The 21,979-nt window shown below is 59.0% G+C and carries 20 protein-coding genes; 8 read left to right on the top strand and 12 right to left on the bottom strand.

Annotated elements, in window-relative coordinates:
* Window positions 1–6 precede the first annotated feature (6 nt).
* The 3 genes from PSJE_RS17340 (at window position 7) to fdhA (ending at window position 3,069) form a co-directional block, all read left to right on the top strand.
* Window positions 7–639 carry a sarcosine oxidase subunit gamma gene (locus PSJE_RS17340; RefSeq protein ID WP_043302458.1) on the top strand — a complete coding sequence of 211 codons (633 nt, stop codon included), beginning with the start codon at window positions 7–9 and terminating at the stop codon, window positions 637–639.
* A gap of 169 nt (window positions 640–808) precedes the next feature.
* On the top strand, window positions 809–1,666 hold the full coding sequence (gene purU, locus PSJE_RS17335; RefSeq protein ID WP_007981374.1) for a formyltetrahydrofolate deformylase: 858 nt from the start codon (window positions 809–811) through the stop codon (window positions 1,664–1,666).
* A 203-nt stretch (window positions 1,667–1,869) separates the two neighbouring features.
* A complete protein-coding gene (gene fdhA, locus PSJE_RS17330) occupies window positions 1,870–3,069 on the top strand; it encodes a formaldehyde dehydrogenase, glutathione-independent (RefSeq protein WP_090451825.1) in 1,200 nt (399 codons plus the stop codon).
* 44 nt (window positions 3,070–3,113) lie between these two features.
* On the opposite strand, the gene PSJE_RS17325 is transcribed toward fdhA, so the two are convergent.
* On the bottom strand, window positions 3,114–4,139 hold the full coding sequence (locus tag PSJE_RS17325) for an RHS repeat-associated core domain-containing protein (protein WP_090451823.1): 1,026 nt from the start codon (window positions 4,137–4,139) through the stop codon (window positions 3,114–3,116).
* 225 nt (window positions 4,140–4,364) lie between these two features.
* Here PSJE_RS17325 and PSJE_RS17320 point away from each other — a divergent pair, with 225 nt between their 5' ends.
* On the top strand, window positions 4,365–4,919 hold the full coding sequence (locus PSJE_RS17320) for a DUF2780 domain-containing protein (RefSeq protein WP_090451821.1): 555 nt from the start codon (window positions 4,365–4,367) through the stop codon (window positions 4,917–4,919).
* Window position 4,920: 1 nt separating this feature from the next.
* On the opposite strand, the gene PSJE_RS17315 is transcribed toward PSJE_RS17320, so the two are convergent.
* A complete protein-coding gene (locus PSJE_RS17315) occupies window positions 4,921–5,808 on the bottom strand; it encodes an acyltransferase (RefSeq protein ID WP_090451819.1) in 888 nt (295 codons plus the stop codon).
* Between the two features lie 164 nt (window positions 5,809–5,972).
* On the opposite strand from PSJE_RS17315, the gene rloA2 reads away from it, so the two are divergent.
* A complete protein-coding gene (gene rloA2 / locus PSJE_RS17310) occupies window positions 5,973–6,476 on the top strand; it encodes a retropepsin-like aspartic peptidase RloA2 (protein ID WP_154863366.1) in 504 nt (167 codons plus the stop codon).
* A 27-nt stretch (window positions 6,477–6,503) separates the two neighbouring features.
* On the opposite strand, the gene PSJE_RS17305 is transcribed toward rloA2, so the two are convergent.
* Window positions 6,504–7,496: an RHS repeat-associated core domain-containing protein gene (locus PSJE_RS17305; protein ID WP_090451815.1), complete on the bottom strand. Its 993-nt coding sequence runs from the start codon at window positions 7,494–7,496 to the stop codon at window positions 6,504–6,506.
* Window positions 7,497–7,675: 179 nt separating this feature from the next.
* Between PSJE_RS17305 and creB the strand changes: the two genes are divergently transcribed.
* From creB to creD, 3 genes are all read left to right on the top strand, one after another.
* Entirely contained in the window at window positions 7,676–8,356 is a 681-nt protein-coding gene (gene creB, locus PSJE_RS17300; protein WP_090451814.1) for a two-component system response regulator CreB, read from the top strand.
* Window positions 8,356–9,774 (top strand): two-component system sensor histidine kinase CreC, encoded by a 1,419-nt coding sequence (gene creC, locus PSJE_RS17295; RefSeq protein WP_090451812.1) that lies wholly within the window; start codon window positions 8,356–8,358, stop codon window positions 9,772–9,774. Before creB ends, creC begins: the two co-directional genes overlap by 1 nt.
* Window positions 9,775–9,890: 116 nt before the next feature.
* Window positions 9,891–11,261, top strand: a complete 1,371-nt coding sequence (gene creD / locus PSJE_RS17290; RefSeq protein WP_090451810.1) for a cell envelope integrity protein CreD — start codon at window positions 9,891–9,893, stop codon at window positions 11,259–11,261.
* 231 nt (window positions 11,262–11,492) lie between these two features.
* Here creD and PSJE_RS17285 read toward each other — a convergent pair whose 3' ends face one another.
* The 9 genes from PSJE_RS17285 to PSJE_RS17245 form a co-directional block, all read right to left on the bottom strand.
* Window positions 11,493–12,551 carry an RHS repeat-associated core domain-containing protein gene (locus PSJE_RS17285; RefSeq protein ID WP_090451808.1) on the bottom strand — a complete coding sequence of 353 codons (1,059 nt, stop codon included), beginning with the start codon at window positions 12,549–12,551 and terminating at the stop codon, window positions 11,493–11,495.
* Window positions 12,552–12,653: 102 nt separating this feature from the next.
* A complete protein-coding gene (locus PSJE_RS17280; protein WP_057716548.1) occupies window positions 12,654–13,283 on the bottom strand; it encodes a glutathione S-transferase family protein in 630 nt (209 codons plus the stop codon).
* A gap of 192 nt (window positions 13,284–13,475) precedes the next feature.
* Window positions 13,476–13,655: a hypothetical protein gene (locus tag PSJE_RS17275; protein WP_057713012.1), complete on the bottom strand. Its 180-nt coding sequence runs from the start codon at window positions 13,653–13,655 to the stop codon at window positions 13,476–13,478.
* Window positions 13,652–14,782 carry a PepSY-associated TM helix domain-containing protein gene (locus tag PSJE_RS17270; protein WP_057716549.1) on the bottom strand — a complete coding sequence of 377 codons (1,131 nt, stop codon included), beginning with the start codon at window positions 14,780–14,782 and terminating at the stop codon, window positions 13,652–13,654. Before PSJE_RS17270 ends, PSJE_RS17275 begins: the two co-directional genes overlap by 4 nt.
* A 72-nt stretch (window positions 14,783–14,854) precedes the next feature.
* Window positions 14,855–17,290, bottom strand: a complete 2,436-nt coding sequence (locus PSJE_RS17265) for a TonB-dependent siderophore receptor (RefSeq protein ID WP_090451806.1) — start codon at window positions 17,288–17,290, stop codon at window positions 14,855–14,857.
* Window positions 17,291–17,533: 243 nt separating this feature from the next.
* Window positions 17,534–18,508: a FecR domain-containing protein gene (locus PSJE_RS17260; protein WP_090451804.1), complete on the bottom strand. Its 975-nt coding sequence runs from the start codon at window positions 18,506–18,508 to the stop codon at window positions 17,534–17,536.
* Window positions 18,505–19,023 (bottom strand): RNA polymerase sigma factor, encoded by a 519-nt coding sequence (locus tag PSJE_RS17255; RefSeq protein WP_090451802.1) that lies wholly within the window; start codon window positions 19,021–19,023, stop codon window positions 18,505–18,507. The genes PSJE_RS17260 and PSJE_RS17255 overlap by 4 nt, the downstream gene beginning before the upstream one ends.
* 226 nt (window positions 19,024–19,249) lie before the next feature.
* Window positions 19,250–19,957: a 3'-5' exonuclease gene (locus tag PSJE_RS17250; RefSeq protein ID WP_090451800.1), complete on the bottom strand. Its 708-nt coding sequence runs from the start codon at window positions 19,955–19,957 to the stop codon at window positions 19,250–19,252.
* Window positions 19,954–21,894: a putative nucleotidyltransferase substrate binding domain-containing protein gene (locus PSJE_RS17245; protein WP_057713017.1), complete on the bottom strand. Its 1,941-nt coding sequence runs from the start codon at window positions 21,892–21,894 to the stop codon at window positions 19,954–19,956. Before PSJE_RS17245 ends, PSJE_RS17250 begins: the two co-directional genes overlap by 4 nt.
* Window positions 21,895–21,979 lie beyond the last annotated feature (85 nt).

The following is a 21,979-nucleotide window of genomic DNA, read 5'->3' as shown; positions in this document are numbered from 1 at the left end:
TGCTTTATGACCGCAGCCAATGTTTACCAACAACGCCCAACCTCCGGGGCCAAGGCCGAGTCGTCGCTGCATCACGCCGACCTCGCCAGCCTGGTGGGCAAGGGTCGCAAGAACGCCGGCGTGACCGTGCGTGAGAAAAAACTCCTCGGCCACCTGACCATCCGCGGCGATGGCCACGATGCCGCGTTTGCCGCGGGCGTGCACAAGGCCCTGGGCATCGAGTTGCCGGGCGCGCTGAGCGTCATCGTCAAAGGCGAAACCAGTTTGCAATGGATGGGGCCGGATGAGTGGCTGCTGATCGTGCCGACCGGTGAAGAACTGGCCGCCGAGCAAAAACTGCGCAAAGCGCTGGGCGATTTGCACATTGCGATCGTCAACGTCAGCGGCGGCCAGCAACTCCTCGAACTGAGCGGCCCGAACGTGCGCCAGGTGCTGATGAAGTCCACCAGCTACGACGTGCACCCGAACAACTTCCCGGTGGGCAAAGCCGTCGGCACGGTGTTCGCCAAGTCGCAACTGATGATCCGTCACACCGCCGAAGACACCTGGGAACTGCTGATTCGTCGCAGCTTCTCGGATTACTGGTGGCTGTGGTTGCAGGATGCTTCTGCCGAATTCGGCCTCAGCGTTCAGGCCTGATCACCACCCGCCATGGAGGCGATCACTTGTGGGAGCGAGCTTGCTCGCGATGGACTTGAGGGCGACGCGTTGATCCAGTAAGTACGCGTTATCGTTGACGCCCATCGCGAGCAAGCTCGCTCCCACAAGATGCAGCGTCATCTTTAGATATCACAGGAGTCACCGCACCATGAGCCGCGCCCCAGACACATGGATTCTGACCGCCGACTGCCCCAGCGTCCTCGGCACCGTGGACGCGGTGACCCGCTTTCTGTTCGAGCAGGGCTGCTACGTCACCGAGCACCATTCCTTCGATGACCGACTCTCGGGCCGTTTCTTCATTCGTGTGGAATTCCGCCAGCCTGACGGTTTCGACGAGCAGTCCTTCCGCGCGGGCCTCGCCGAGCGCGGTGAAGCCTTTGGCATGATCTTCGAACTGACCGCGCCGAACTACCGGCCGAAAGTGGTGATCATGGTTTCCAAGGCCGATCACTGCCTCAACGATTTGCTCTATCGCCAGCGCATCGGCCAGTTGTCGATGGACGTGGCCGCCGTGGTCTCCAACCACCCGGACCTCAAGCCGCTGGCTGACTGGCACCAGATTCCGTACTACCACTTCCCGCTGGATCCGAACGACAAGCCGTCCCAGGAACGTCAGGTATGGCAGGTCATTGAAGAGTCCGGTGCGGAACTGGTGATCCTTGCGCGCTACATGCAAGTGCTGTCGCCGGAGCTGTGCCGCAAGCTCGATGGCAAGGCGATCAACATCCACCACTCCCTGCTGCCCGGTTTCAAGGGCGCCAAGCCCTACCACCAGGCCTACAACAAGGGCGTGAAACTGGTGGGCGCCACCGCGCATTACATCAACAACGACCTGGATGAAGGCCCGATCATTGCCCAGGGTGTGGAGGCGGTGGACCACAGCCATTATCCGGAAGACCTGATCGCCAAGGGGCGGGATATCGAAGGGCTGACTTTGGCGAGGGCGGTTGGGTATCACATCGAGAGAAGAGTGTTTTTGAACGCCAACAGAACGGTCGTTCTTTAAATCGCCATCGCGAGCAAGCTCGCTCCCACAGTGGATCGGGGGCGGACACAAGATTTGTGAACGACACAAAAACCTGTGGGAGCGAGCTTGCTCGCGATGAGGCCCTTATAAGCAACACAAATGACAACGGCAATAACCCGAGCATTTAACGCGCTGCCTGCCTGGGCAACGCGGTTCCATAAAAACAACAGCGAGGTGAAAGCATGTCTGGCAATCGTGGTGTGGTGTATCTCGGCGCTGGCAAGGTCGAAGTGCAGAGTATTGATTATCCGAAAATGCAGGACCCGCGTGGCAGGAAAATTAACCACGCCGTGATCCTGCGCGTGGTTTCCACCAATATCTGTGGTTCCGACCAGCACATGGTGCGCGGCCGTACCACCGCTCAAACCGGTCTGGTCCTGGGCCATGAGATCACCGGTGAAGTGATCGAAAAGGGCAGCGACGTCGAGAACCTGCAGATCGGCGACTTGGTGTCCGTACCGTTCAACGTGGCTTGCGGGCGCTGCCGTTCCTGCAAAGAAATGCACACAGGCGTCTGCCTGAGCGTCAACCCGGCACGTCCGGGCGGTGCTTATGGTTACGTCGACATGGGCGACTGGACCGGTGGCCAGGCCGAATACGCCATGGTGCCGTACGCCGACTTCAACCTGCTGAAACTGCCGGATCGCGACCGGGCGATGGAAAAAATCCGCGACCTGACCTGCCTCTCCGACATCCTGCCGACCGGCTATCACGGTGCCGTGACCGCTGGTGTCGGCCCGGGCAGCACCGTGTACATCGCCGGTGCCGGTCCGGTCGGTTTGGCGGCGGCTGCTTCGGCCCGTCTGTTGGGCGCGGCGGTGGTGATCATCGGTGACGTCAACACCGTGCGTCTGGCCCACGCCAAGGCTCAGGGCTTCGAGATCGCCGACTTGTCCCTGGACACGCCGCTGCACGAACAGATCGCTGCACTGCTGGGCGAGCCGGAAGTGGATTGCGCCATCGACGCCGTTGGTTTCGAAGCCCGTGGCCATGGCCATGACGGCGTGAAACACGAAGCCCCGGCCACCGTGCTCAACTCGCTGATGGGCGTGGTGCGTGTGGCAGGCAAGATCGGCATCCCCGGCCTCTACGTGACCGAAGACCCGGGCGCTGTCGACGCTGCCGCGAAAATGGGCAGCCTGAGCATCCGCTTCGGCCTGGGCTGGGCCAAGTCCCACAGCTTCCACACCGGCCAGACCCCGGTGATGAAGTACAACCGCGCGCTCATGCAAGCGATCATGTGGGACCGCATCAACATCGCCGAAGTGGTGGGCGTTCAGGTGATCAGCCTGGATCAGGCTCCGCAGGGTTATGGCGAGTTCGATGCGGGCGTGCCGAAGAAGTTTGTGATTGATCCGCATAAGATGTTTAGTGCGGCGTAAGTCGCGCGGTAAAAAAAAGGGCGACATACTGTCGCCCTTTGTCTTTAAGAGTGTCTGACGTTAGGAAACAGGTAACGTTGTCCTAGAGGAAGATCGGGAAGCCCTGCCAAGCCACGAACTATTGCTGAAGCTTTAGCGGGTGAAGTGTATGGATTGGTTCTGGCCACGAGTTTGATGTTCTCCATGGCTTCATTGCTCACGGGTACGACTGTTATGCCACCATCGAGTGTGTTTTCCACGCGCACAATGGAAGGTGGAAGGCTTTTTGGAATGGGTTCGTAGGTGGGTTTTAACGCCTGTAAAGTATTAGAAGTCCCCGTCGGCGAATGGGGGCGCTCGTTATGAGGTTCGAAAGGCATTGTTGACTCTGATTTTGGAGTTTGTCTTTGACCAATTGTATTGATGGGGGGCGTACGTTTTAGAGATGTGTGTGTCGTCTTCGAAATTGGTTCCGCAGAGTGCTTTGCAATGTTACGTGCATGGGACGGTGTTCTCCCAAGTCTATTCATTATTCCCTTGAAGGCGCGGAGGAAAATATTTGAGTGTCCTGTCGGATCAGTTCGATTCACCGGATCTCCCACACAATACGCATACCCATTCAACCCGCCCTCCCCAAACGGACTCCAACTATCCGGACTGTTAAACCGCATCAACACAGGGTTAAACGCCCGATAGCCGTTCCCCAACAAATAACACCCCGTCACCAGATCCGGCCGTTCGCCGTTGAAGCCGAGCAGGCTGAGTAAGCCACTTTCCGCAGGGCGATGACCATAGGGAGAATAGGCGAGGGGATGTAGTCGAGCGACATCAAGTACATTCAAAACCGAACGCTGTCGATCAGTGGCAAGTAAGCGCGCTTCCATAGCCCCGCTCTGACGCTGTTGCTGAGCCAGCAGTTGATCGTCGTGCTGCATGATCGAATGCTGCACCACACCTTGAATCTCCGTGGCTAGACGATCTTTCAGGTAAAAGCGTCGGGTGGGGGACTGCGCAGAGGGCGTGCAATCAACCAGACGATCCAGCGGGTCGTAGCGGTAACTGCAGAGCAGCGTTTCTCGATTGGGGAGCATGGCCGGGTTCCTGAATGAGTTTGTCGATCCAGGGTTTTACTGTGGTGCATTCGAACAGAGCCGCCTACTAGCAGATCTGATAGTGCCGCAGACTTCAGGGCTGCTTTGTGACGAGCGGATGGTAAATGGATGGAAACCTGAGGAACATGCCCGCGTCTGCCCGGTCAAATCGGCAGCTTTGCGCCCGTAAGCCGGGCGTTTTTCATGACGCAAGAGGATGTCTGAATGAAGATTTCACGCGGTTTTGCACTGGCATCACTCCTGACCCTGGCAGCCAGCCCGGTCTTCGCACAGTTCAATCTGGGCGATGCGGTCAATGCCATTGCCGGCATGAAGGGTGGTGACGAGGCCGCGACTGCCGCACCGACACCGCAGACCGCCAACCTGCTGAGCACCCTCAGTGAATTGGACATCACCCCAGAGCAAGCCGTTGGCGGTGCCGGGGCGATGCTGGGGCTGGCGAAGAACCAGTTGAGCTCGACCGACTACTCGGAACTGGCCAAAAGCGTGCCGGGCATCGACATGCTCTCGGGCGGCGGGGAGTTGGGTGCACTGGCCGGCCTGCTCGGCTCCAGCGGCAAAGCTGCAGGGCTGGACAACGCCTTGGGCAACGTCAAGGACACCAACGACCTGAACAACGCCTTCAGCGCCCTGGGCATGGACAGCGGCATGATCGGCCAGTTTGCCCCGGTGCTCCTGCAATACTTCGGTCAGCAGGGCGTCGGCGGTTCGCTGCTGAGCAGCCTGGGCAGCATCTGGGGCACCGGCACCGGTAGCTGATTCAGCGGCGCCCGGCGCGTAACGCGTCGATGCGCCGGTCCTTCTCGATCCAGAGCTGGTTGACCCAATTCTGGACCTTCTCGCGAAACGCAGGGTCGTTTTCGTAATCGCCCTGCCACAGCGCCGGGTCGAGTTCGCGAGTCTTGATGTCGATGATGACCCGCGGAACGTTGCCGCTGATCAAGTCCCAGAACCCCGGAATCGTCTGCTGCGGGTAAACCACTGTCACATCGAGAATCGCGTCGAGCTGCTCACCCATCGCCGCCAGCACAAAGGCCACCCCGCCGGCCTTGGGCTTGAGCAGGTGATTGAACGGCGACTGTTGCTGGTCACATTTAGCCGCCGTGAAGCGGGTGCCTTCGAGGTAGTTGACCACCGTCACCGGTTGGCGCTTGAACAGTTCGCAGGCCTGTTTGGTGATTTCCAGATCCTTGCCGGCCAGTTCCGGGTATTTGGCCAGGAACGCCTTGCTGTAGCGCTTCATGAACGGGTAATCCAGCGCCCACCACGCCAGGCCCAGTAAGGGCACCCAGATCAGCTCTTTCTTGAGGAAGAATTTGAAGAACGGCGTGCGCCGGTTCAGCGTCTGGATCAGCGCCGGGATGTCGACCCAGGATTGATGGTTGCTGATCACCAGATATGAAGTGTCGCGACGCAGATCGTCACCGCCACGGATGTCCCATTGGGTAGGGATGCAGACACGGAAGATCAGCTTGTCGATCTCGGACCAGGTCTCGGCGATCCACATCACCGACCATGAGGCGTAATCGCGAAAACGGCCGGGCAGGATCAGTTTGAGCAGGGCAAACACCATCAACGGTCCGATCAGGATCAGGGTGTTGAGCAGGAGCAGCAGGGTCACGAAACAGCCGGTGAGCAGGCGGCGCATAAGTCACTCGTGGAAGCGGTTGGGCGCGCCATGATAAGCAGCTTCGGGCGACAGGCCAAATCGGTGCTGACGAATGTTTCACTTTTGGGTCGGTAACCTTGTGGGAACGATCAAGCGCACGACGGTCTAAAATCCGACTGCTCACTCTCATGGAAACCCATTACGTGAAATCCCTCCTTGCAGTGCTCTCCCTCATCGCCCTGCCGGTCATGGCCGCCGAGCCGACCCTCTATGGTCGTTACGAATACATCGCCCTGCCGGAAATCGGCGGCGAAGTGCTAAAGGCCAAGATGGATACTGGCGCGCTGACTGCGTCGCTGTCGGCCAAGGACATCGAAACCTTCAAGCGAGACGGTGAAGACTGGGTGCGTTTCCGCCTCGCGACCAAGGATGCGAGCAACAAGGTCTACGAGCACAAGATCGCGCGCATCAGCAAGATCAAGACCCGTTCCGAAGAGGAAGAGGATGAAGAAACGACGGCGCCTACCAAACGGCCGGTGGTTGACCTGGAACTGTGCCTGGGCAACGTCAAGCGCACGGTCGAGGTCAACCTGACTGACCGCAGCAGCTTCAACTATCCGTTGCTGATCGGCGCTAAGGCCTTGCGTGAGTTTGGCGCGGCGGTGAATCCGGCTCGGCGGTTTACGGCGGACAAGCCGGATTGTTAGTTGAGCGTTCTCGTTCTGTTGTGAGAGTTATATGGATATTTCTTGATGTTGGTTGCGTATGTGTTTTACGTCTGTGGTGAGTCCGGCAATTTCAGTGTTTATATTGTCGAGCAGGTATAGACGTCTTGCTCTTGTCTTAGGACTGTCGGAGATGATTCTTTTTGATACGCTTTCTCTTGCGGATAAAAGATTGGCCAATTTTTCTTTGGGGTCTTTTATATACGTGACAGGAATTTTATTTGCCAGAGTTTCATTGGGCTTTCGCCTGTAGTTTAAGTCCATTTCGGCAGGGGATAAAGTATTCACATCAAAGTCCTTGGCGTTTTTTAAGGAATTGCCTTGATGGCTTTTCGGTACCGGGGTGGGTGTTATTAGGCTATTAGTTTTGACGACTCCGGATGCAGGCATTGCGACTTTATATTTGCTTGGGGTTCTCATTCCAGTAAGGTTTTTAAATCCTTTCCAAAAGCTCCTAAGTAGTGAACTAGCGTGCCCCTCCACCTCGATTCTGTTTATTGGGTCCCCCAAGCAATAAGCATAAGCATTCAACCCACCCTCCCCAAACGGACTCCAACTATCCGGGCTATTAAACCGCATAAACACCGGATTGAACTGCCGATACCCATTGCCCAAATGATAATGCCCGGTCACCGGGTCCGGCCGTTCGCCATTGAAGCCGAGCAGTCTGAGCAAACCGTTTTCCGCCGGACGATGGCCGTAAGGTGTGTAGGCGAGGGGATTAGGTTGAGTGGCGTCCAGGGCATTGAGTATCGAGCGTTGTTGGTCGGTAGCCAGCAGGGTGGTGCCTACTTTGGCGTCGAGGCGACTTTGCTGGGCCAGCAACTGGTCGTCGTGCTGAAGGATGCTCCACCGAGCGGCGCCCTGAATCTCAGTGGTCAGTCGGCTTTTGCAATGAAAACGCTGGATGGCGGGTTGCTGAAGTACTGTGCAGCCATTTTGGCGATCCAGTGGATCGTAGTGATAGCGACACAGTACAGTGTCACGGGATGTGTTAGACATGGGTTGAACTCCGTTCAAGGTCCGGATCGCATAAACTTAAGCATCGGAGTTTTTTCAGAAGCTGCCTACTAGCAGAACTGCTAGGTACTACAGACCTGAGCGACAATCAGCTCATCCTGATTGACGCCGATTCCCCCTTGAGTCACCGTTCGCCCACATCACTGCCGGGCTCGGACGCCATGCCTCATATCCTGATTGTCGAAGACGAAGCGGCCATTGCCGATACCCTGGTTTTCGCCCTGCAAGGCGAGGGCTTCACCACCACATGGCTGAGCCTGGGCGCGGCGGCGCTGGAGCACCAGCGCCAGACCCCGGCGGATCTGATCATTCTCGATATCGGCCTGCCGGACATCAGCGGCTTCGAAACCTGCAAGCGACTGCGGCGCTTCAGCGAAGTGCCGGTGATGTTCCTCAGCGCCCGGGATGGCGAAATCGATCGCGTCGTGGGCCTGGAAATCGGCGCCGACGATTACGTGGTCAAACCGTTTAGCCCTCGAGAAGTGGCGGCGCGGGTCCGGGCGATTCTCAAGCGCATGGTGCCCCGCACGGTGAGCGAACCGTCGGCGACGCTGTTTCGCATCGACAGTGAGCGTGTGCAAATCAGTTATCGCGGTCAACTGCTGACCCTGACCCGCCATGAATTCCGTCTGCTGCAATGCCTGCTGGAGCAGCCCGAGCGAGTCTTCAGCCGCGAACAGTTGCTCGATGCCCTGGGTGTGGCCGCCGACGCCGGTTACGAGCGCAGCATCGACAGCCACATCAAGAGCGTGCGCGCCAAGTTGCGATTGGTGAAGGCTGACGCCGAACCGATCCAGACCCACCGCGGCCTCGGCTATAGCTACAACCCGGGACACAGCTGATGCCGCTGGGAATCCGGATTTTCCTGGTCTACGCACTGTTCATCGGCCTGACCGGCTACTTTGTGCTCAACACGGTCATGCAGGAGATCCGCCCCGGCGTGCGCCAGTCCACCGAAGAAACCCTGGTCGATACTGCCAACCTGATGGCCGAGATCCTGCGCGACGACTTCAAGGCCGGCAGCCTCAACCAGAACCGCTGGCCGGAACTGCTCAAGGCCTATGGTGAGCGACAGCCCGGAGCGAAAATCTGGGGCTTGCCAAAGAATCAGGTCAACCACCGCATCTACGTCACCGACGCCAAGGGCTTCGTCGTGCTGGACTCCAGCGGGACGGCGGTGGGGCAGGATTACTCGCGCTGGAACGACGTCTACCTGACCCTGCGTGGCGAATACGGCGCACGCTCCACGCGCAATGACCCGAACGATCCGGCGTCTTCGGTGATGCACGTCGGCGCGCCGATTCGCGACAACGGCCAGATCATCGGCGTGGTCACTGTGGCCAAGCCCAACAGCTCGTTGCAGCCCTATGTGGATCGCACGGAACGCCGGTTGCTGGCGTACGGAGCCGGGCTGATCGGTCTCGGTCTGCTGTTCGGCGCGTTGTTGTCCTGGTGGCTGAGCCGAGCCCTGCGAAGATTGACGGCGTACGCCCAAGGCGTCAGTGAAGGCAGGCGGGTTGAAGTGCCGCATTATCGCGGCGGTGAACTGGAGCAATTGGCCACGGCAGTGGAGCAGATGCGCACGCAGCTTGAAGGCAAGGCCTACGTCGAACGTTACGTGCACACCTTGACCCATGAGCTGAAGAGTCCGTTGGCGGCGATTCGTGGCGCGGCGGAACTGTTACAGGGCGAAATGCCTCTGGCACAGCGGCAACGTTTCGTCGGCAATATCGACAGTGAAAGTGCGCGCATGCAGCAGCTGATCGAGCGGCTTTTGAACCTGGCGCAGGTCGAGCAACGCCAAGGGCTGGAGCAGCGGGTGGCGGTGCCATTGGCGGCTTTGGTGGATGGCCTGCTGAACGCGCAATCTGCGCGAATCGAAGGTAAACAGTTTCGCGTAGAGCAAACGATTTCATCGGACCTGATGCTGATCGGCGAGCCATTTCTGCTGCGTCAGGCGTTGGGTAATCTGCTGGACAATGCGCTGGATTTCACCCCTGTTGAAGGTGTGCTGCGATTCACCGCCGAACGGACAGGCGAGCAGGTCGAGTTCAAGCTTTTCAATCAGGCAGAGCCGATTCCCGACTACGCGCTGCCGCGTTTGAGCGAGCGCTTTTACTCGTTGCCGCGTCCCGACAGTGGGCGCAAAAGCACCGGGCTCGGGCTCAATTTTGTCGAGGAAGTGGTCAAGCTGCATGGCGGTACGATGAGTATTGGTAATGTCGACGGCGGTGTGGAGGTGAAGTTACACCTGCCTTAAGACCGAGTTACGGCCAATCGCGAGCAGGCTGAATCTCCACACAATCTCCACATTCCCCCCATGGCCCCACCACATACCGAATCCAGACTCTCCCCATCCAAAACAGGGAGAGTCCCATGAACCGTAGCCTGACCCTAAAACTCGGGGCAATTGCCCTGTTGATTCTGTTGTTGCTGATTCCACTGCTGATGATCAACGGCGTGATCCAGGAGCGTCAGCAACTGCGCGACGGTGTGCTCGAAGACATTGCCCGCAGCTCCAGTTACAGCCAGCAATTGAGCGGCCCGCTGATGGTGGTGCCGTATCGTAAAGTCGTGCGCACCTGGAAGACCCACGAAAAAACCAACGAGCGTTATCAGGAGTTCGGTGAAGAGCGCGGTCGTTTGTATTTTCTGCCGGAGCGCTTCGAACTCGACGCAGACGTTCAGACCGAACTGCGTTCCCGAGGTATTTACCAGGCGCGGTTGTTCCATGCAGACAACCGCATCAGCGGCCACTTTTCCCTGCCGGTTCAACTGGGCATCAAGGAAGATTTCGCCGATTACCAGTTCGACCAGCCGTTCCTCGCTGTTGGCATCAGCGACATTCGTGGTATCGAAAACGCTTTGAAGCTTGAACTCAACGGCCAGAACCTGGACTTCATTCCGGGCAGCCAAGTGAGCTGGCTGGGTGAAGGCGTCCACGTGACCCTGCCGGCGTTGGAGACAAAGCAGGCCACGGAGTTGGCCTTCGGTTTTGACCTGAAGCTGCAAGGCACCGGCCAGTTACAAATACTGCCGGTGGGCAAGACCAGTAAAGTTTCGTTGAACGCCAACTGGCCGCATCCAAGCTTCATCGGCAACTACCTGCCTGCCCAGCGCGAGATTACCGATCAGGGCTTTACCGCCCATTGGCAGACCTCGTTTTTCTCCACCAACCTGCAAGAAACGCTGAACAGCTGCGTGTCCCGCGGTGGCTGTGAGGCGTTGTTCGGTCGCAGCTTCGGCGTGAGCTTCATCGAACCCGTGGACCAGTACCTGAAAAGCGACCGGGCGATCAAATATGCGCTGCTGTTCATCGTCCTGACCTTTGCCGGTTTCTTCCTGTTCGAAGTGCTGAAAAGCCTAGCGGTGCACCCGGTGCAATATGCGTTGGTAGGTGTGGCGCTGGCGTTCTTCTATCTGCTGTTGTTGTCGTTGTCCGAGCACATCGGCTTTGCCTTGGCGTACCTGTTGTCCGCCAGCGGTTGTGTGTTGTTGATCGGGTTCTACGTTTGCCACGTGTTGCGCAGCGTGCGCCACGGCTTGAGTTTTTCTGTGGGATTGGCGGCGTTGTATGGGCTGCTTTATGGTTTGTTGAGCGCGGAGGATTACGCGCTGTTGATGGGGTCGTTGTTGCTGTTCGGTTTGCTGGGCGTGTTTATGGTGCTGACGCGCAAGCTGGATTGGTATGGGGTTGGGCAGAAAGCAGTGAAGCCGGTGGCGTTTGATATGGGAGAGGTGGAATGAGCCGGTCAGTGGGGTTGCGGGAGGATCAGCGGTTGGGGCGGTTGTTGGCGATGCGGATCGCGAAGTTGTTTTCCGCTTGGCAGCTAGTCAAAAAAAGTTAGGGCATAGTGCGAGGCATAGGGACGGATTTACTTAAATAAATCCGTCCCCATTTTTTCCATTTTTTCTTGTCCCCATTTTTTCTTAAATTTAAATCAGTCGTCTTTTTTATCTCTCCACCTTTGTGGTCTATTAGGCTCTCCTAGTAGTTTTAATGTTTTCGTCAAGTGAGGAGGGATGATTAAATGCTCTGTTAGCTCCTACATTGGACGTTCCTGAGAAACTGGAATTGGACGTAATTCCACCAGTTCCATTGTAATTGGGTCTGGGGATATTAAATTTACCGATAGATTTAAGCTGATCCAGCGTATGCGGTTCGAATACACCATTGGTGGAATTTGGTCGAGATAAATCTGAAACAGGCGTAGTAGGTCGCGGGTTAGGTAAGGGTTTAGGAATATTGAATGATATAGGCGTAGTAGAAGGTAGAGGAGGGGAGGGTCTAACGGGTAACGGGGGGGAAGACGATAAACGACGGTCAGCCAATGAACGGAATGAACTTGTCATCATGCCCCCTATCCCTGCTCCTATCGCGGCAACACCGAGCGCCATCAGCGCCAAACCACCAATAAAAGCTGCAGATCCTTCTTTTTTCACAAGAATGACGCCTCCAGCAATACTAGCTATTCCCCCAACAACCATTAAAAAACTACCAAAAGCATGCCCATTAGGGTCCACTTTATTGACTGGATCTCCCGAGCAATACGCATACGCATTCAACCCACCCTCCCCAAACGGACTCCAACTATCCGGGCTGTTAAACCGCATCAACACCGGATTGAACTGCCGATACCCATTGCCCAAATGATAATGCCCGGTCACCGGGTCCGGCCGTTCGCCGTTGAACCCGAGCAAGCTGAGTAAACTGTTCTTCGCCGGGCGATGACCGTAGGGCGTGTAGGCGAGGGGATTAGGTTGAGTCGCCTCTAGTGCGTTGAGCACGGATCGTTGTTGGTCAGTTGTCAGCAGTGTGGCGGTCACCTTGGCGTCGAGGTGACTGTGTTGCGCCAGCAGTTGGTCATCTTGCTGAAAGATGCTCCACCGAGCGGAGCCCTGAATTTCAGTGGCCAGTCGACTTTTGCAATGAAAACGCTGAATGGCGGGCTGCTGAAGTGGAGTACAGCCATTCTGGCGATCCAGCGGATCGTAATGGTAGCGGCACAGTACGGTTTCACGAGTTGAATTGGGCATCGACTGAACTCCGTTCAAGGTCCGGATAGCAGGACCTTGAGCATCGGAGCTTTTTCAGTTTTTGCCTACTAGCAGAACTGATAGTGCGTTGGTGTCACCAGGCTAAACCTTCGGCATCGTTGCAATCATCGAAGGCCGCTGGCTCACCTCGAAATACCACGCCGCCAACTGCGGATTCGCTGTGCGCCAGTCCAGATCCGGATGGCGCAGGTCCAGGTAACCCAATGCACAGGCCACACTAATCGCGGCCACGTCGAAGTGGCAGGTCAATTCGGCAATCGCGTCCTTTTCCAGCAAGGCCAGGGCGCGACGAATCTTGTCGCGCTGGCCGTCGAGCCATTCGTCCCAGTGTTTCTCCGGGGCGCGCAGGGCGACTTCGTAGCGCACCAGCACGGCCGCGTCCATGATCCCGTCGGCCAGCGAAGCGAGGGTCAGGCGTCGCCAGCGGGCCGAACCTTCGCGGGGGATCAGCGGGTTACCGACGTGCTGGTGGTCGAGGTAGTCGAGGATGACCCGGCTGTCATGGATGATGTTGCCATCGGCCAGGCGCAGGGCCGGGATTTTGCTCAGGGGGTTGTCGTCGATCAGGGTCAGGTCCGGGTTGACCGGGGTGAGCACGCTGGTCTGTAACGCCACGCGGTTCTGTTGTCCGGTTTCGTGCAGCAGCACCATGACTTTGCGAACGAAGGGGGAAAGCGGGTTGTGGTACAGGGTCATGCTCGGGGCGGACATGGCAGCGTCTCGGTCGGTGGCAGTGTCGGGCAGCATAGCGCGTTGGTCTGATTGCTCAAGCATCATGGCTTGACCCCTTGTGGGAGCGAGCTTGCTCGCGATGGTCGTCAACGATGACGTTGGAAGACTGACACCCCGGGGAGTTCTCGGGTGCATCGCGAGCAAGCTCGCCCCTACAGGGGGGATGTCCCTTCAGGGGCGTTGCAGGAGGCCTCGCAGGGCAACAGCGGCGGGGATGCCCAAGCCTAGCCAGCTCAGCGAATCCCACACACCATCCCCGAGCAACGCGGCAAACAACCCTGCCGCGCTGAACAAGGCGATGACGATTGGAGTGCTAAACACTTTCCAGAAGTTCGACTGCCGGGGCTTCATGCCACGCTCTCCGCTTTTTCCAGCACAGGCCTGGCAGCCTTGCGCCGCACCACCCACAGGTAGACCCCGCTGCCGAGCACGATGATGGTCAGCACATCGAGGGTCGCCCAGAGTATCTGCATCGGCATCCCGCCGTAGTCACCGAAGTGAAGCGGTTGTGACATGCCCATGACGTCCATGTACCACGGGCGCTCGACCACTGCGGTGACTTGCAGGGTGCTGGCATCGATCAGAACCGGCGTGAGCAGGTGTGAGGTCAGGTGCGTGCTGCCCTTCATGAACACTGCGTAATGGTGCTCACTGGAAAAGCGTGTGCCGGGGAAGGCGATGAAGTCCGGCTGCATGCCCGGTGCGACTTCCTTGGCGATGTCGAGCAAACGGTTGGCCGGCGCCAGTTGAGTCAGCGGTGGTGCATCGCGATACGGCGCGATCATCGCGGCCAGTGTGTCGTTGCGCCATGCTGCAATCAGTAGGTCTGCGCAGGCACTGACGACGCCGGTTACGCCGACCACCAGCGCCCAGGTCAACGTCACGACGCCGATCAGGTTATGCAGGTCGAGCCAGCGCAGGCGAGTGGATTTGTCCTGGCGCACGGTGGCGAATTTCAAGCGGCGCATGAACGGCAAGTACAGCACCGTGCCGGAAACGATCGCTGCCACGAACGCAATTCCCATGAACGCCAGCAGCAACTTGCCCGGCAAGCCGGCGAACATGTCCACGTGCAGGCGCAACATGACCATCATGAAGCCGCCGTTGGCCGATGGCGTTTCCAGCGCTTCGCCAGTACGGGCGTCGAGCATGAAGGTGTGGGACGAGTTCGGCTCGGTGCCTGCGGTCGCGGCCATGATGGTCAGCACTGCGTTGGGCTCATCGTCCTCGAAGCCGAAGTACTGCATGACTTCACCGGGACGATGTTTCTCGGCCGCGTCCACCAACTGCTGCAAATTCAGGTGCGGGGTGTCCGCCGACATTACCTTCACTTCAGGCGCATCGCCCAGCAAGTGGTCGATCTCGTGGTGAAAGATCAACGGCAGGCCGGTCAGTGCCAGCATCAGCAGAAACGCGGTGCAGATCAGGCTGGACCAGGTGTGGACGAAGGACCAGCGGCGAATTGTTTTACTTTTCATTTCATAGCCTTCAGAAAAACCAAAGCCGCCCACGAAGGACGGCCTGGTCATTGGGCGTGTCAGCTCAAAGCGTTACCACTTGTAGGTTGCACTGGCGACGACACTGCGCTGGTCGCCGTAGTAGCAGTAGTAGCTGTCGCAAGTCGAGATGTAGTCCTTGTCGAGCAGGTTGGTTGCGTTGACGGCCAGCGAAGCGCCTTTGAGGCTGTTGTCCAGGCGACCGAGGTCGTAGTGAACCACTGCGTCGAACACCGTGTAGGCGTCGGCCTTGCCCAGCCAGGTGTTGGCCTGGTCGCCATAGGTATTGCCGGTATAGCGCGCGCCGGCGCCGATGCCGAAGCCATCCAGCACGCCGTTGTGCCAGGTGTAGTCGCCCCACACCGACGCTTGCTGGTTAGGCATCAGTTGCAGGCGATTGCCCTTGTAGATGCCCTCTTGCACTTCGGATTTGGCCAGGGTGTAGGCAGCGGTGACCTTGAGGTTTTCGGTCACGTCGGAAACGGCTTCCAGCTCCAGGCCTTTGACTTTCACTTCGCCGGTCTGGCTGGTGACTGTCACGTTACCCACGTTGTTGGTGACGGAAACGTTTTTCTGGGTCAGGTCATACACAGCCGCGGTCAGCAGGGTGTTGCTGCCCGGTGGCTGGTACTTGATCCCCAGTTCCCATTGTTTGCCTTCGGTCGGCTTGAACGACTCGGTCGGCGAGGCGACGGCATTGCTGGTCGGTTGGAACGATTCGGCGTAGGACAGGTAAGGCACGAAGCCCGAGTCGAACACGTAGCTGATCGCCGCGTTGCCGCTGAAGTTCTTGTCGCGTTCGGTGTTGGTGGCATCGCCCTTGTTGAAGAACGTGGTACCGGTGTGGACCCAGTCTTCACGACCGCCGAGGGTCAGGCGCCATTGGCCGAGGGCCATCTGGTCCTGGATGTACAGGCCGGTCTGCTGGGTCTTCTGTTCGTAGTCATAGAAGGCTGTGGAGCGTGCCGGACGCTCGATCGGCAAGCCATAGACCGGGTCGTTGACGTTGATGCCCGGCGCGGTGCCGAAGATCGAGAGGTAGTTGGTGGTGTTGCGCTGGTGGTCCAGGCCGATCAGCAAGGTGTGACTGACGTCGCCGGTGACGAAGTCGCCCTGGAAGTTGTTGTCCACGGCGAATTGGGCGATGTCTTCGTCGACATTGGTGGTGCCACGGCCGGTATTGCCTTGATCGTCAACAACAGACCCGTAAGAGGGGCCGTAGCTATTGACGGTCACGGCCTGGAACGACAGCTCCGACTTGGTGTAGCGCAGGTTCTGGCGGAACTGCCAGACATCGTTCAAGCGGTGTTCGAAGGCATAACCCAGTGCGTAGTAGGTGCGGTCGTAGAAGTCGTAGTTCGGGTCACCCAGGTTCTTGTGGTGGGAGATATCGCCGAACGGCATGTCGATCTTGGTGCCCTGGATCGGATAGAACTGACTGGTGATACCGGTATCGTCACGGGTGAACTGCGTGAGCAGGGTGAATTTGGTGTCTTCGTCGATGTTCCAGGTCAGGCTGGGGGCAATGTTGTAGCGCTTGTCATCGATGTGGTCGATGGGCGTGCCGCCGTCGCGCAGCACGCCGCTGAGGCTGTAAAGGAACTGGCCTTCGTCATCGATCTTGCCGGTGCTGGCGAAGTTGATCTGGCGATGATTGTCGCTGCCGTATTGCAGCTGGATCTCGCTGCTGGCTTCAGCACTTGGGCGACGGCTGACCATGTCCAGCAGGCCACCCGGCGGGGTCTGGCCGTACACGGAGGAGGCCGGGCCGCGCAGCAGCGCCAGGCGGTCGAGGTTCCAGGTTTCCTGTTTCGGGTTGGAGTACACACCTTTTGGCAGTGGCAGGCCGTCGAGGAATTGAGTCGGCTCGAAACCGCGCACGCGCAACCAGTCGGCGCGGGTGTCGCTGCCGAAGCTGCTGGAGGTGATCCCCGGCAAGTAGCGCACGGCATCGTCGAGGGTGTGCGCGTTGCGGTCGTCCATCTGCTCGCGAGTGACGACCGAAATCGAACGCGGTGCCTCGACCAGCGCGGTGTCGGTCTTGGTGCCGGCGGCGGTGCGCTTGGCCAGGTAGCCCTGTGCCGGGCCCCAGGCGCTTTCAGTGTCTTGCACACCAATCACGCTGGTTACCGGCAGGTCCATCACACCCTCGGGCACGGCCACCAGGCTATAGGTGCCCGCACTGCTCTGTTCCAGTTGCAGCCCGGTGCCACGCAGGGCTTCGCGCAGGGCGCCGGCTGCGTCGAACTGGCCTTTGACCGGCGCCGAGGTCTTGCCCGCCGCCAAGGATGGATTCAACGACAGGGCCAGACCGGCCTGGCTGGCAATCTGGTTCAGGGTGTTGACCAGTGGAGCGGTCGGCAGGTTGTAGGCGCGGACGCTGGACGCCTGTTCAGCGGCGACCAGTTGGCTGCTGGCCAAAGGGGTGCAAAGGGCAATGGCAACCGCCAGCAAACTGCGGCGTAACAGGGAGTCTAGCGAACGAGGCATACAGCGGCTCCTGAATGGAAACATTTCTCAATTGCCTGTGTGCCGTACGAAAATCAAAAAGTGATAGGGCTGGATGAAAATAATTTCGATTCAGAAGTCGGTTGCGGCTGGTATTGGGTCAAATCGGTTTTTGTGGGGCGTCGAACGCTGCCATCGCGAGCAAGCTCGCTCCCACATTTTGAAATGCATTCCAATGTGGGAGTGAGCTTGCTCGCGATGACGGCCGATCAGACACAAAGCATTTCAGGGCTTTGTTTCGGTCTTGGCCACTACCTTCACCCACCACTGCGTGTGCTGTTCGATCTGCACCGGCAGGGTCGGCAGCAGGGCGTTGAGTGCCAGGTCGGTGTCGCGCAGCGGGAAACTGCCGGTGATGCGCAGGTCGGCCACTTCCGGCGCGACCCCGACGTAACCGTTTCGATAGCGGCCGATTTCATGCACCAGGTCTTCCAGCCGTGTGTTGTCCACCACCAGCATGCCGCGGGTCCAGGCATCCGCACCGAGGTTGACGGCCAGAACCGGGCCCAGGCCGTTGTTGCGGATCAGTACCTGCTGGCCTTCGTGCAGAATCTTTTCGTCAGGGTTGGACTCAGGGTGAACCGCCACCGCCGACTGCAATACGCTCAAGCGCGTTCCGTCTTCCTCGCGCTTGACCAGAAACCGCGTACCCAGCGCACGCATGCTGCCTTCGCGGGTTTCGACGATGAACGGCCGGGGATCGCCATGGCCGGTTTCAACCAGTATTTCGCCTTCCTGAAGCACGATGCGCCGCTGCTTTTCATCGAAACGCACATCCAGCGCACTGTGGGTATTGAGATTGATCAGCGTGCCGTCAGCCAGACGCAGGGTGCGCTGCTCGCCAACGGCGGTGCGCTGGTCGGCCAGCCAATAGTCGATCGGCAGGTAACGATCCCCGGCGAACAGGGCCAGGCCGATCACGGCAACGATACTGGCGACACCGTTGCCAAGCTTGCGCACTCGCCGACGAATGCCTTCGCGTGATTGCAGCAAGGCAGTGCGGGCCGGGCCGCTGGCCACGCTGAAACGCTGGTCGAGCATGCCCAACTGGCGCCAGGCGCGGGCATGTTCTTCATGGGCCGCGTGCCACTTGGCGAACTCTTCGCGCTCTACCGGGTTGGCGGAGTCCATGGACAGCTGCCAGGCAATCGCCGCGTCCAGCACGCTGGCCGATACCGGTTTGGAACTGACCGGGTTCATGTCGGCTCACCATACAGCGCGATATAGCACTGGCGAATGCCTTGGGCCAGGTACTGGCGCACCCGCGGCACCGACACACCGAGGCGCTCGGCGATTTCCGCGTGACCGAGGCCGTCGAGGCGGTTATAGAGGAATGCCGCCCGGGCCTTGCTGGAAAGCTTGCCAAGCAAGCGGTCGATGTTTTTCAGGTCTTCGAGGATCATTTGCTGTTCTTCCGCCGACGGTTGTTCGGCTTCGGGAATCAGCATCAACTCGGTGAGGTAGGCCTGTTCCAGCGCGGCGCGACGGAAATAATCGAACAGCAGGCCCTTGGCGATCGCCACCAGGAATGCCCGCGGCTCGCGCGGTGCCTTCAGTTCTTCACGGCCCAGCAAGCGCACGAAAGTGTCCTGGCTCAGGTCTTCGGCCCGCTGCGGGCAGGCGACGTTGCGTCGAAGCCAGGCCAATAGCCAACCGCGATGGTCGCGATATAACGCACCGACGAGCTCACTTTGAGGGCTTGGGACTGACGACACGCCGCATCACCGATTGGGAAATATTAACTAACGAGAATTGTTCGCGATTGTGGCAGAGGCGAGGGAGGTAAGCAATTGGCGTTGGTCGGGTGGGGATTTGGCGAAGGCCCCTGTAGGAGCGAGCTTGCTCGCGATGAACTTGAAGGCGACGCATTTTTCCAGACAGCACGCGTCACCGTTCACGACCATCGCGAGCAAGCTCGCTCCTACAGGAGGGGCCTGAAGGTCAGAATGAAGGCGCCTGCTGCCGGCGCTTCCACTGACTCAAGCGCTGTTGCAAATTCAACGGGCTATGAATCTGCTGCTGCCGCGCACGGCTGAACAGTATCAGTGCCAGTTCGGCGGTGGCCAGGGCGTCGGCGCTGGCGTGGTGGCGCTCGAAGACTTCGAGCTTGAACCAGTCGATCCAATCGTCCAGCCCGGCCTCGCGAATGTGCGCCTGGGGGCATAGCAGTGGCGCAATATCTGCCACATCCAGAAAGGCATGCTGCAACTTGTAACCCAGATGATCCTTCAGGGCGCGCCCCAACATGTGCTGGTCGAACGGCGCATGGAAGGCCAGCACCGGGCTGTCGCCGACAAACTCCATGAGTTCGAGCAGCGCCTCGGCCGGATCGCTTCCGGCAGCAATTGCACTGGGGCCCAAGCCGTGAATCAGCACACTGGGGCCGAGTTTGAGTTCGCCGCATTGCAAGGTTCGCTCGAACTGTCGACTGAAATCGATTGCACCATCCTCGATCACCACGGCGCCGATGGACAGTACCCGGTCCTTGTTCATATTCAGCCCGGTCGTTTCCAGGTCGAGCACTACCCAGCGCTGCTCGCGCAGGCTGCATTCACTCAACCCGGTGACCGTCGGCAGGCGTTGAAGACGTTGTTGCAGGTCTGCGGACAAGCTCGGGCCGGCTGGGCGCAGCCATGAAAACAGGCTCATATCTGATACCGCAAGGTCAGGCTGCTTTGCAGGCGCTGTGCCTGGCGCAGGGACTCACGCAGGATGCGCCGGTCCAGATGATTGAGGCTGTCGGGATCGACCCGATTTGAGTAAGGAAAATTCTCTCGGGTCTGTAGTTGATGTTGCTGCATGCGTGTTTGCTGGATGAAGTGATAGGCCTCTTCGTACGCGGCGCCGTCCAGGGGATCGATGACCTCCTTGTCGACCAACTGGCGAAAACGCTCCAGCGTGTTGTTTGTTTCGATACCGTGGGCCAGGGCCAGCAACCGGGCGCCGTCGACAAAGGGTGTCAGACCCTGAGTCTTCAGGTCCAGGGTGGCCTTCTCGCCATTTTTTCGCGCCAGTACGAACTCGCGGAAACGCCCTACGGGCGGGCGATTGCGCAACGCATTCTCAGCCATCATGCGCTGGAACAAGCGGTTGTCGCCGACCTGGTCGAGAATGCTCCGGCGCAATTGCTCACAGCCTTGCTCGCTGCCCCAGACCACGCGCAAATCGAAATAGATGCTCGAACCCAGCAGGTTCTCCGGGGTTGCCTCGCGGATAAACGCCGCAAAGCGCCGCGCCCATTCGGCCCGGGACAGGCACAGCTCAGGGTTGCCAGCCATGATATTGCCCTTGCACAAGGTGAAGCCGCACAGCGCCAGGCTCTGGTTGATCTGCTGGGCAATGGGCAGCAGCTTGCCGCGAATCTCGGCGGCATGCGCCGCATCCCTGGCTTCGAACAGAATGCCGTTGTCCTGATCGGTGTGCAGGGTCTGCTCGCGACGGCCTTCGCTGCCAAAACACAGCCAGCTGAACGGCACGCCAGGGTCACCTTTTTCGGCGAGGGTCAGTTCGATCACTCGGCACACGGTGTGGTCGTTGAGCAAGGTGATGATGTGGGTGATCTGCGTCGAAGACGCGCCGTGGGCCAGCATGCGCTCGACCAGTTGACCGATTTCGCCCCGCAGCGCCATCAGGTTTTCCACTTTCTGGGCATTGCGGATAGTGCGCGCCAGATGCACCAGGTCGACCCGTTGCAGGGAAAACAGATCGCGCTCGGAAACCACGCCGCACAAACGCTGGTCCTTGACCAGGCAGACATGGGCGATGTGCCGCTCGGTCATGGCAATCGCCGCGTCGAATGCACTCTGATCCGGCGACAGGAAGAACGGCGCCCGGGTCATGTACCCTTCGATGGCTTCGTTGAAATCACTGCTGCCGTTGGCCACGGTCTGGCGCAGGTCGCGCAGGGTGAAAATCCCCAGTGGCGCCTTGAGTTCATCGACCACCACGATGCTGCCGACCTGTTGTTCGTGCATCAACGTCACGGCTTCGCGCAATGGCGTCTGCGGGGCGCATGTCACCGGGTGGCGCATGGCCAACTCGCCCAGTCGGGTATTGAGCGAATATTGGGTGCCCAGGGTTTCCACGGCTTTTTGCTGCACTTGCTGGTTGACCTGATCCAGCAGGCTGCTGACGCAGCGCAGGGCGAAGTTGCGGAAGGTGTCCGATAGCGAAAACAGGCGGATGAATGCCGGCTTGTTCAGTTGCAGGCAGAAGGTGTCTTCGCCGGCCAGGTGCTCGGTGCGGGTCGCCCGTTCACCCAGCAACGCCGCGAGAGGGAAACATTCGCCAGTGGTGATCTCGAAAACCGTTTCGGTGCTACCGTTTACCGTATGCGGACGCTCGCCCACGACCCGGCCTTGCTTGACGATATAGAAGTGCTCGACCGGGCCGTCAGCGGGTTTGATGATGCTCTCGCCGGGGGCGTAAAAACGCATCTGACATTGCTCGACCAGATACGCCAAGTGAGCGTGTTCCATCTGATTGAAGGGCGGGAAGCGCTGGAGGAATTGCAACGTGCCCTGGATGTTCTGCAACACCGCGGTTTTCCCTGCCTGTGTGAAGGCGTCCGCTTTACTCATAACCATTACCGCAGTCTTTTTTGAATTGTTGTTGTCGGATGACCCAGACATGGTCGACCCCTGTGGCCGGAGTGCCCATTGGACGTAAGTC

The sequence above is a fragment of the Pseudomonas jessenii genome, assembly GCF_002236115.1.
GTDB lineage: Bacteria > Pseudomonadota > Gammaproteobacteria > Pseudomonadales > Pseudomonadaceae > Aquipseudomonas > Aquipseudomonas jessenii.
Note: the sequence above shows the minus strand (reverse complement) of the source record. Positions and strands in the feature narration are given on the sequence as shown.

Excerpts from the sequence above, each read along its gene's own strand:
- PSJE_RS17340 (WP_043302458.1), top strand. The coding sequence starts at position 7 with ATGACCGCAGCCAATGTTTACCAACAACGCCCAACCTCCGGGGCCAAG.
- purU (WP_007981374.1), top strand. The coding sequence starts at position 809 with ATGAGCCGCGCCCCAGACACATGGATTCTGACCGCCGACTGCCCCAGC.
- fdhA (WP_090451825.1), top strand. The coding sequence starts at position 1,870 with ATGTCTGGCAATCGTGGTGTGGTGTATCTCGGCGCTGGCAAGGTCGAA.
- PSJE_RS17325 (WP_090451823.1), bottom strand. The coding sequence starts at position 4,139 with ATGCTCCCCAATCGAGAAACGCTGCTCTGCAGTTACCGCTACGACCCG.
- PSJE_RS17320 (WP_090451821.1), top strand. The coding sequence starts at position 4,365 with ATGAAGATTTCACGCGGTTTTGCACTGGCATCACTCCTGACCCTGGCA.
- PSJE_RS17315 (WP_090451819.1), bottom strand. The coding sequence starts at position 5,808 with ATGCGCCGCCTGCTCACCGGCTGTTTCGTGACCCTGCTGCTCCTGCTC.
- PSJE_RS17305 (WP_090451815.1), bottom strand. The coding sequence starts at position 7,496 with ATGTCTAACACATCCCGTGACACTGTACTGTGTCGCTATCACTACGAT.
- creB (WP_090451814.1), top strand. The coding sequence starts at position 7,676 with ATGCCTCATATCCTGATTGTCGAAGACGAAGCGGCCATTGCCGATACC.
- creC (WP_090451812.1), top strand. The coding sequence starts at position 8,356 with ATGCCGCTGGGAATCCGGATTTTCCTGGTCTACGCACTGTTCATCGGC.
- creD (WP_090451810.1), top strand. The coding sequence starts at position 9,891 with ATGAACCGTAGCCTGACCCTAAAACTCGGGGCAATTGCCCTGTTGATT.
- PSJE_RS17285 (WP_090451808.1), bottom strand. The coding sequence starts at position 12,551 with ATGCCCAATTCAACTCGTGAAACCGTACTGTGCCGCTACCATTACGAT.
- PSJE_RS17280 (WP_057716548.1), bottom strand. The coding sequence starts at position 13,283 with ATGTCCGCCCCGAGCATGACCCTGTACCACAACCCGCTTTCCCCCTTC.
- PSJE_RS17275 (WP_057713012.1), bottom strand. The coding sequence starts at position 13,655 with ATGAAGCCCCGGCAGTCGAACTTCTGGAAAGTGTTTAGCACTCCAATC.
- PSJE_RS17270 (WP_057716549.1), bottom strand. The coding sequence starts at position 14,782 with ATGAAAAGTAAAACAATTCGCCGCTGGTCCTTCGTCCACACCTGGTCC.
- PSJE_RS17265 (WP_090451806.1), bottom strand. The coding sequence starts at position 17,290 with ATGCCTCGTTCGCTAGACTCCCTGTTACGCCGCAGTTTGCTGGCGGTT.
- PSJE_RS17260 (WP_090451804.1), bottom strand. The coding sequence starts at position 18,508 with ATGAACCCGGTCAGTTCCAAACCGGTATCGGCCAGCGTGCTGGACGCG.
- PSJE_RS17250 (WP_090451800.1), bottom strand. The coding sequence starts at position 19,957 with ATGAGCCTGTTTTCATGGCTGCGCCCAGCCGGCCCGAGCTTGTCCGCA.
- PSJE_RS17245 (WP_057713017.1), bottom strand. The coding sequence starts at position 21,894 with ATGGTTATGAGTAAAGCGGACGCCTTCACACAGGCAGGGAAAACCGCG.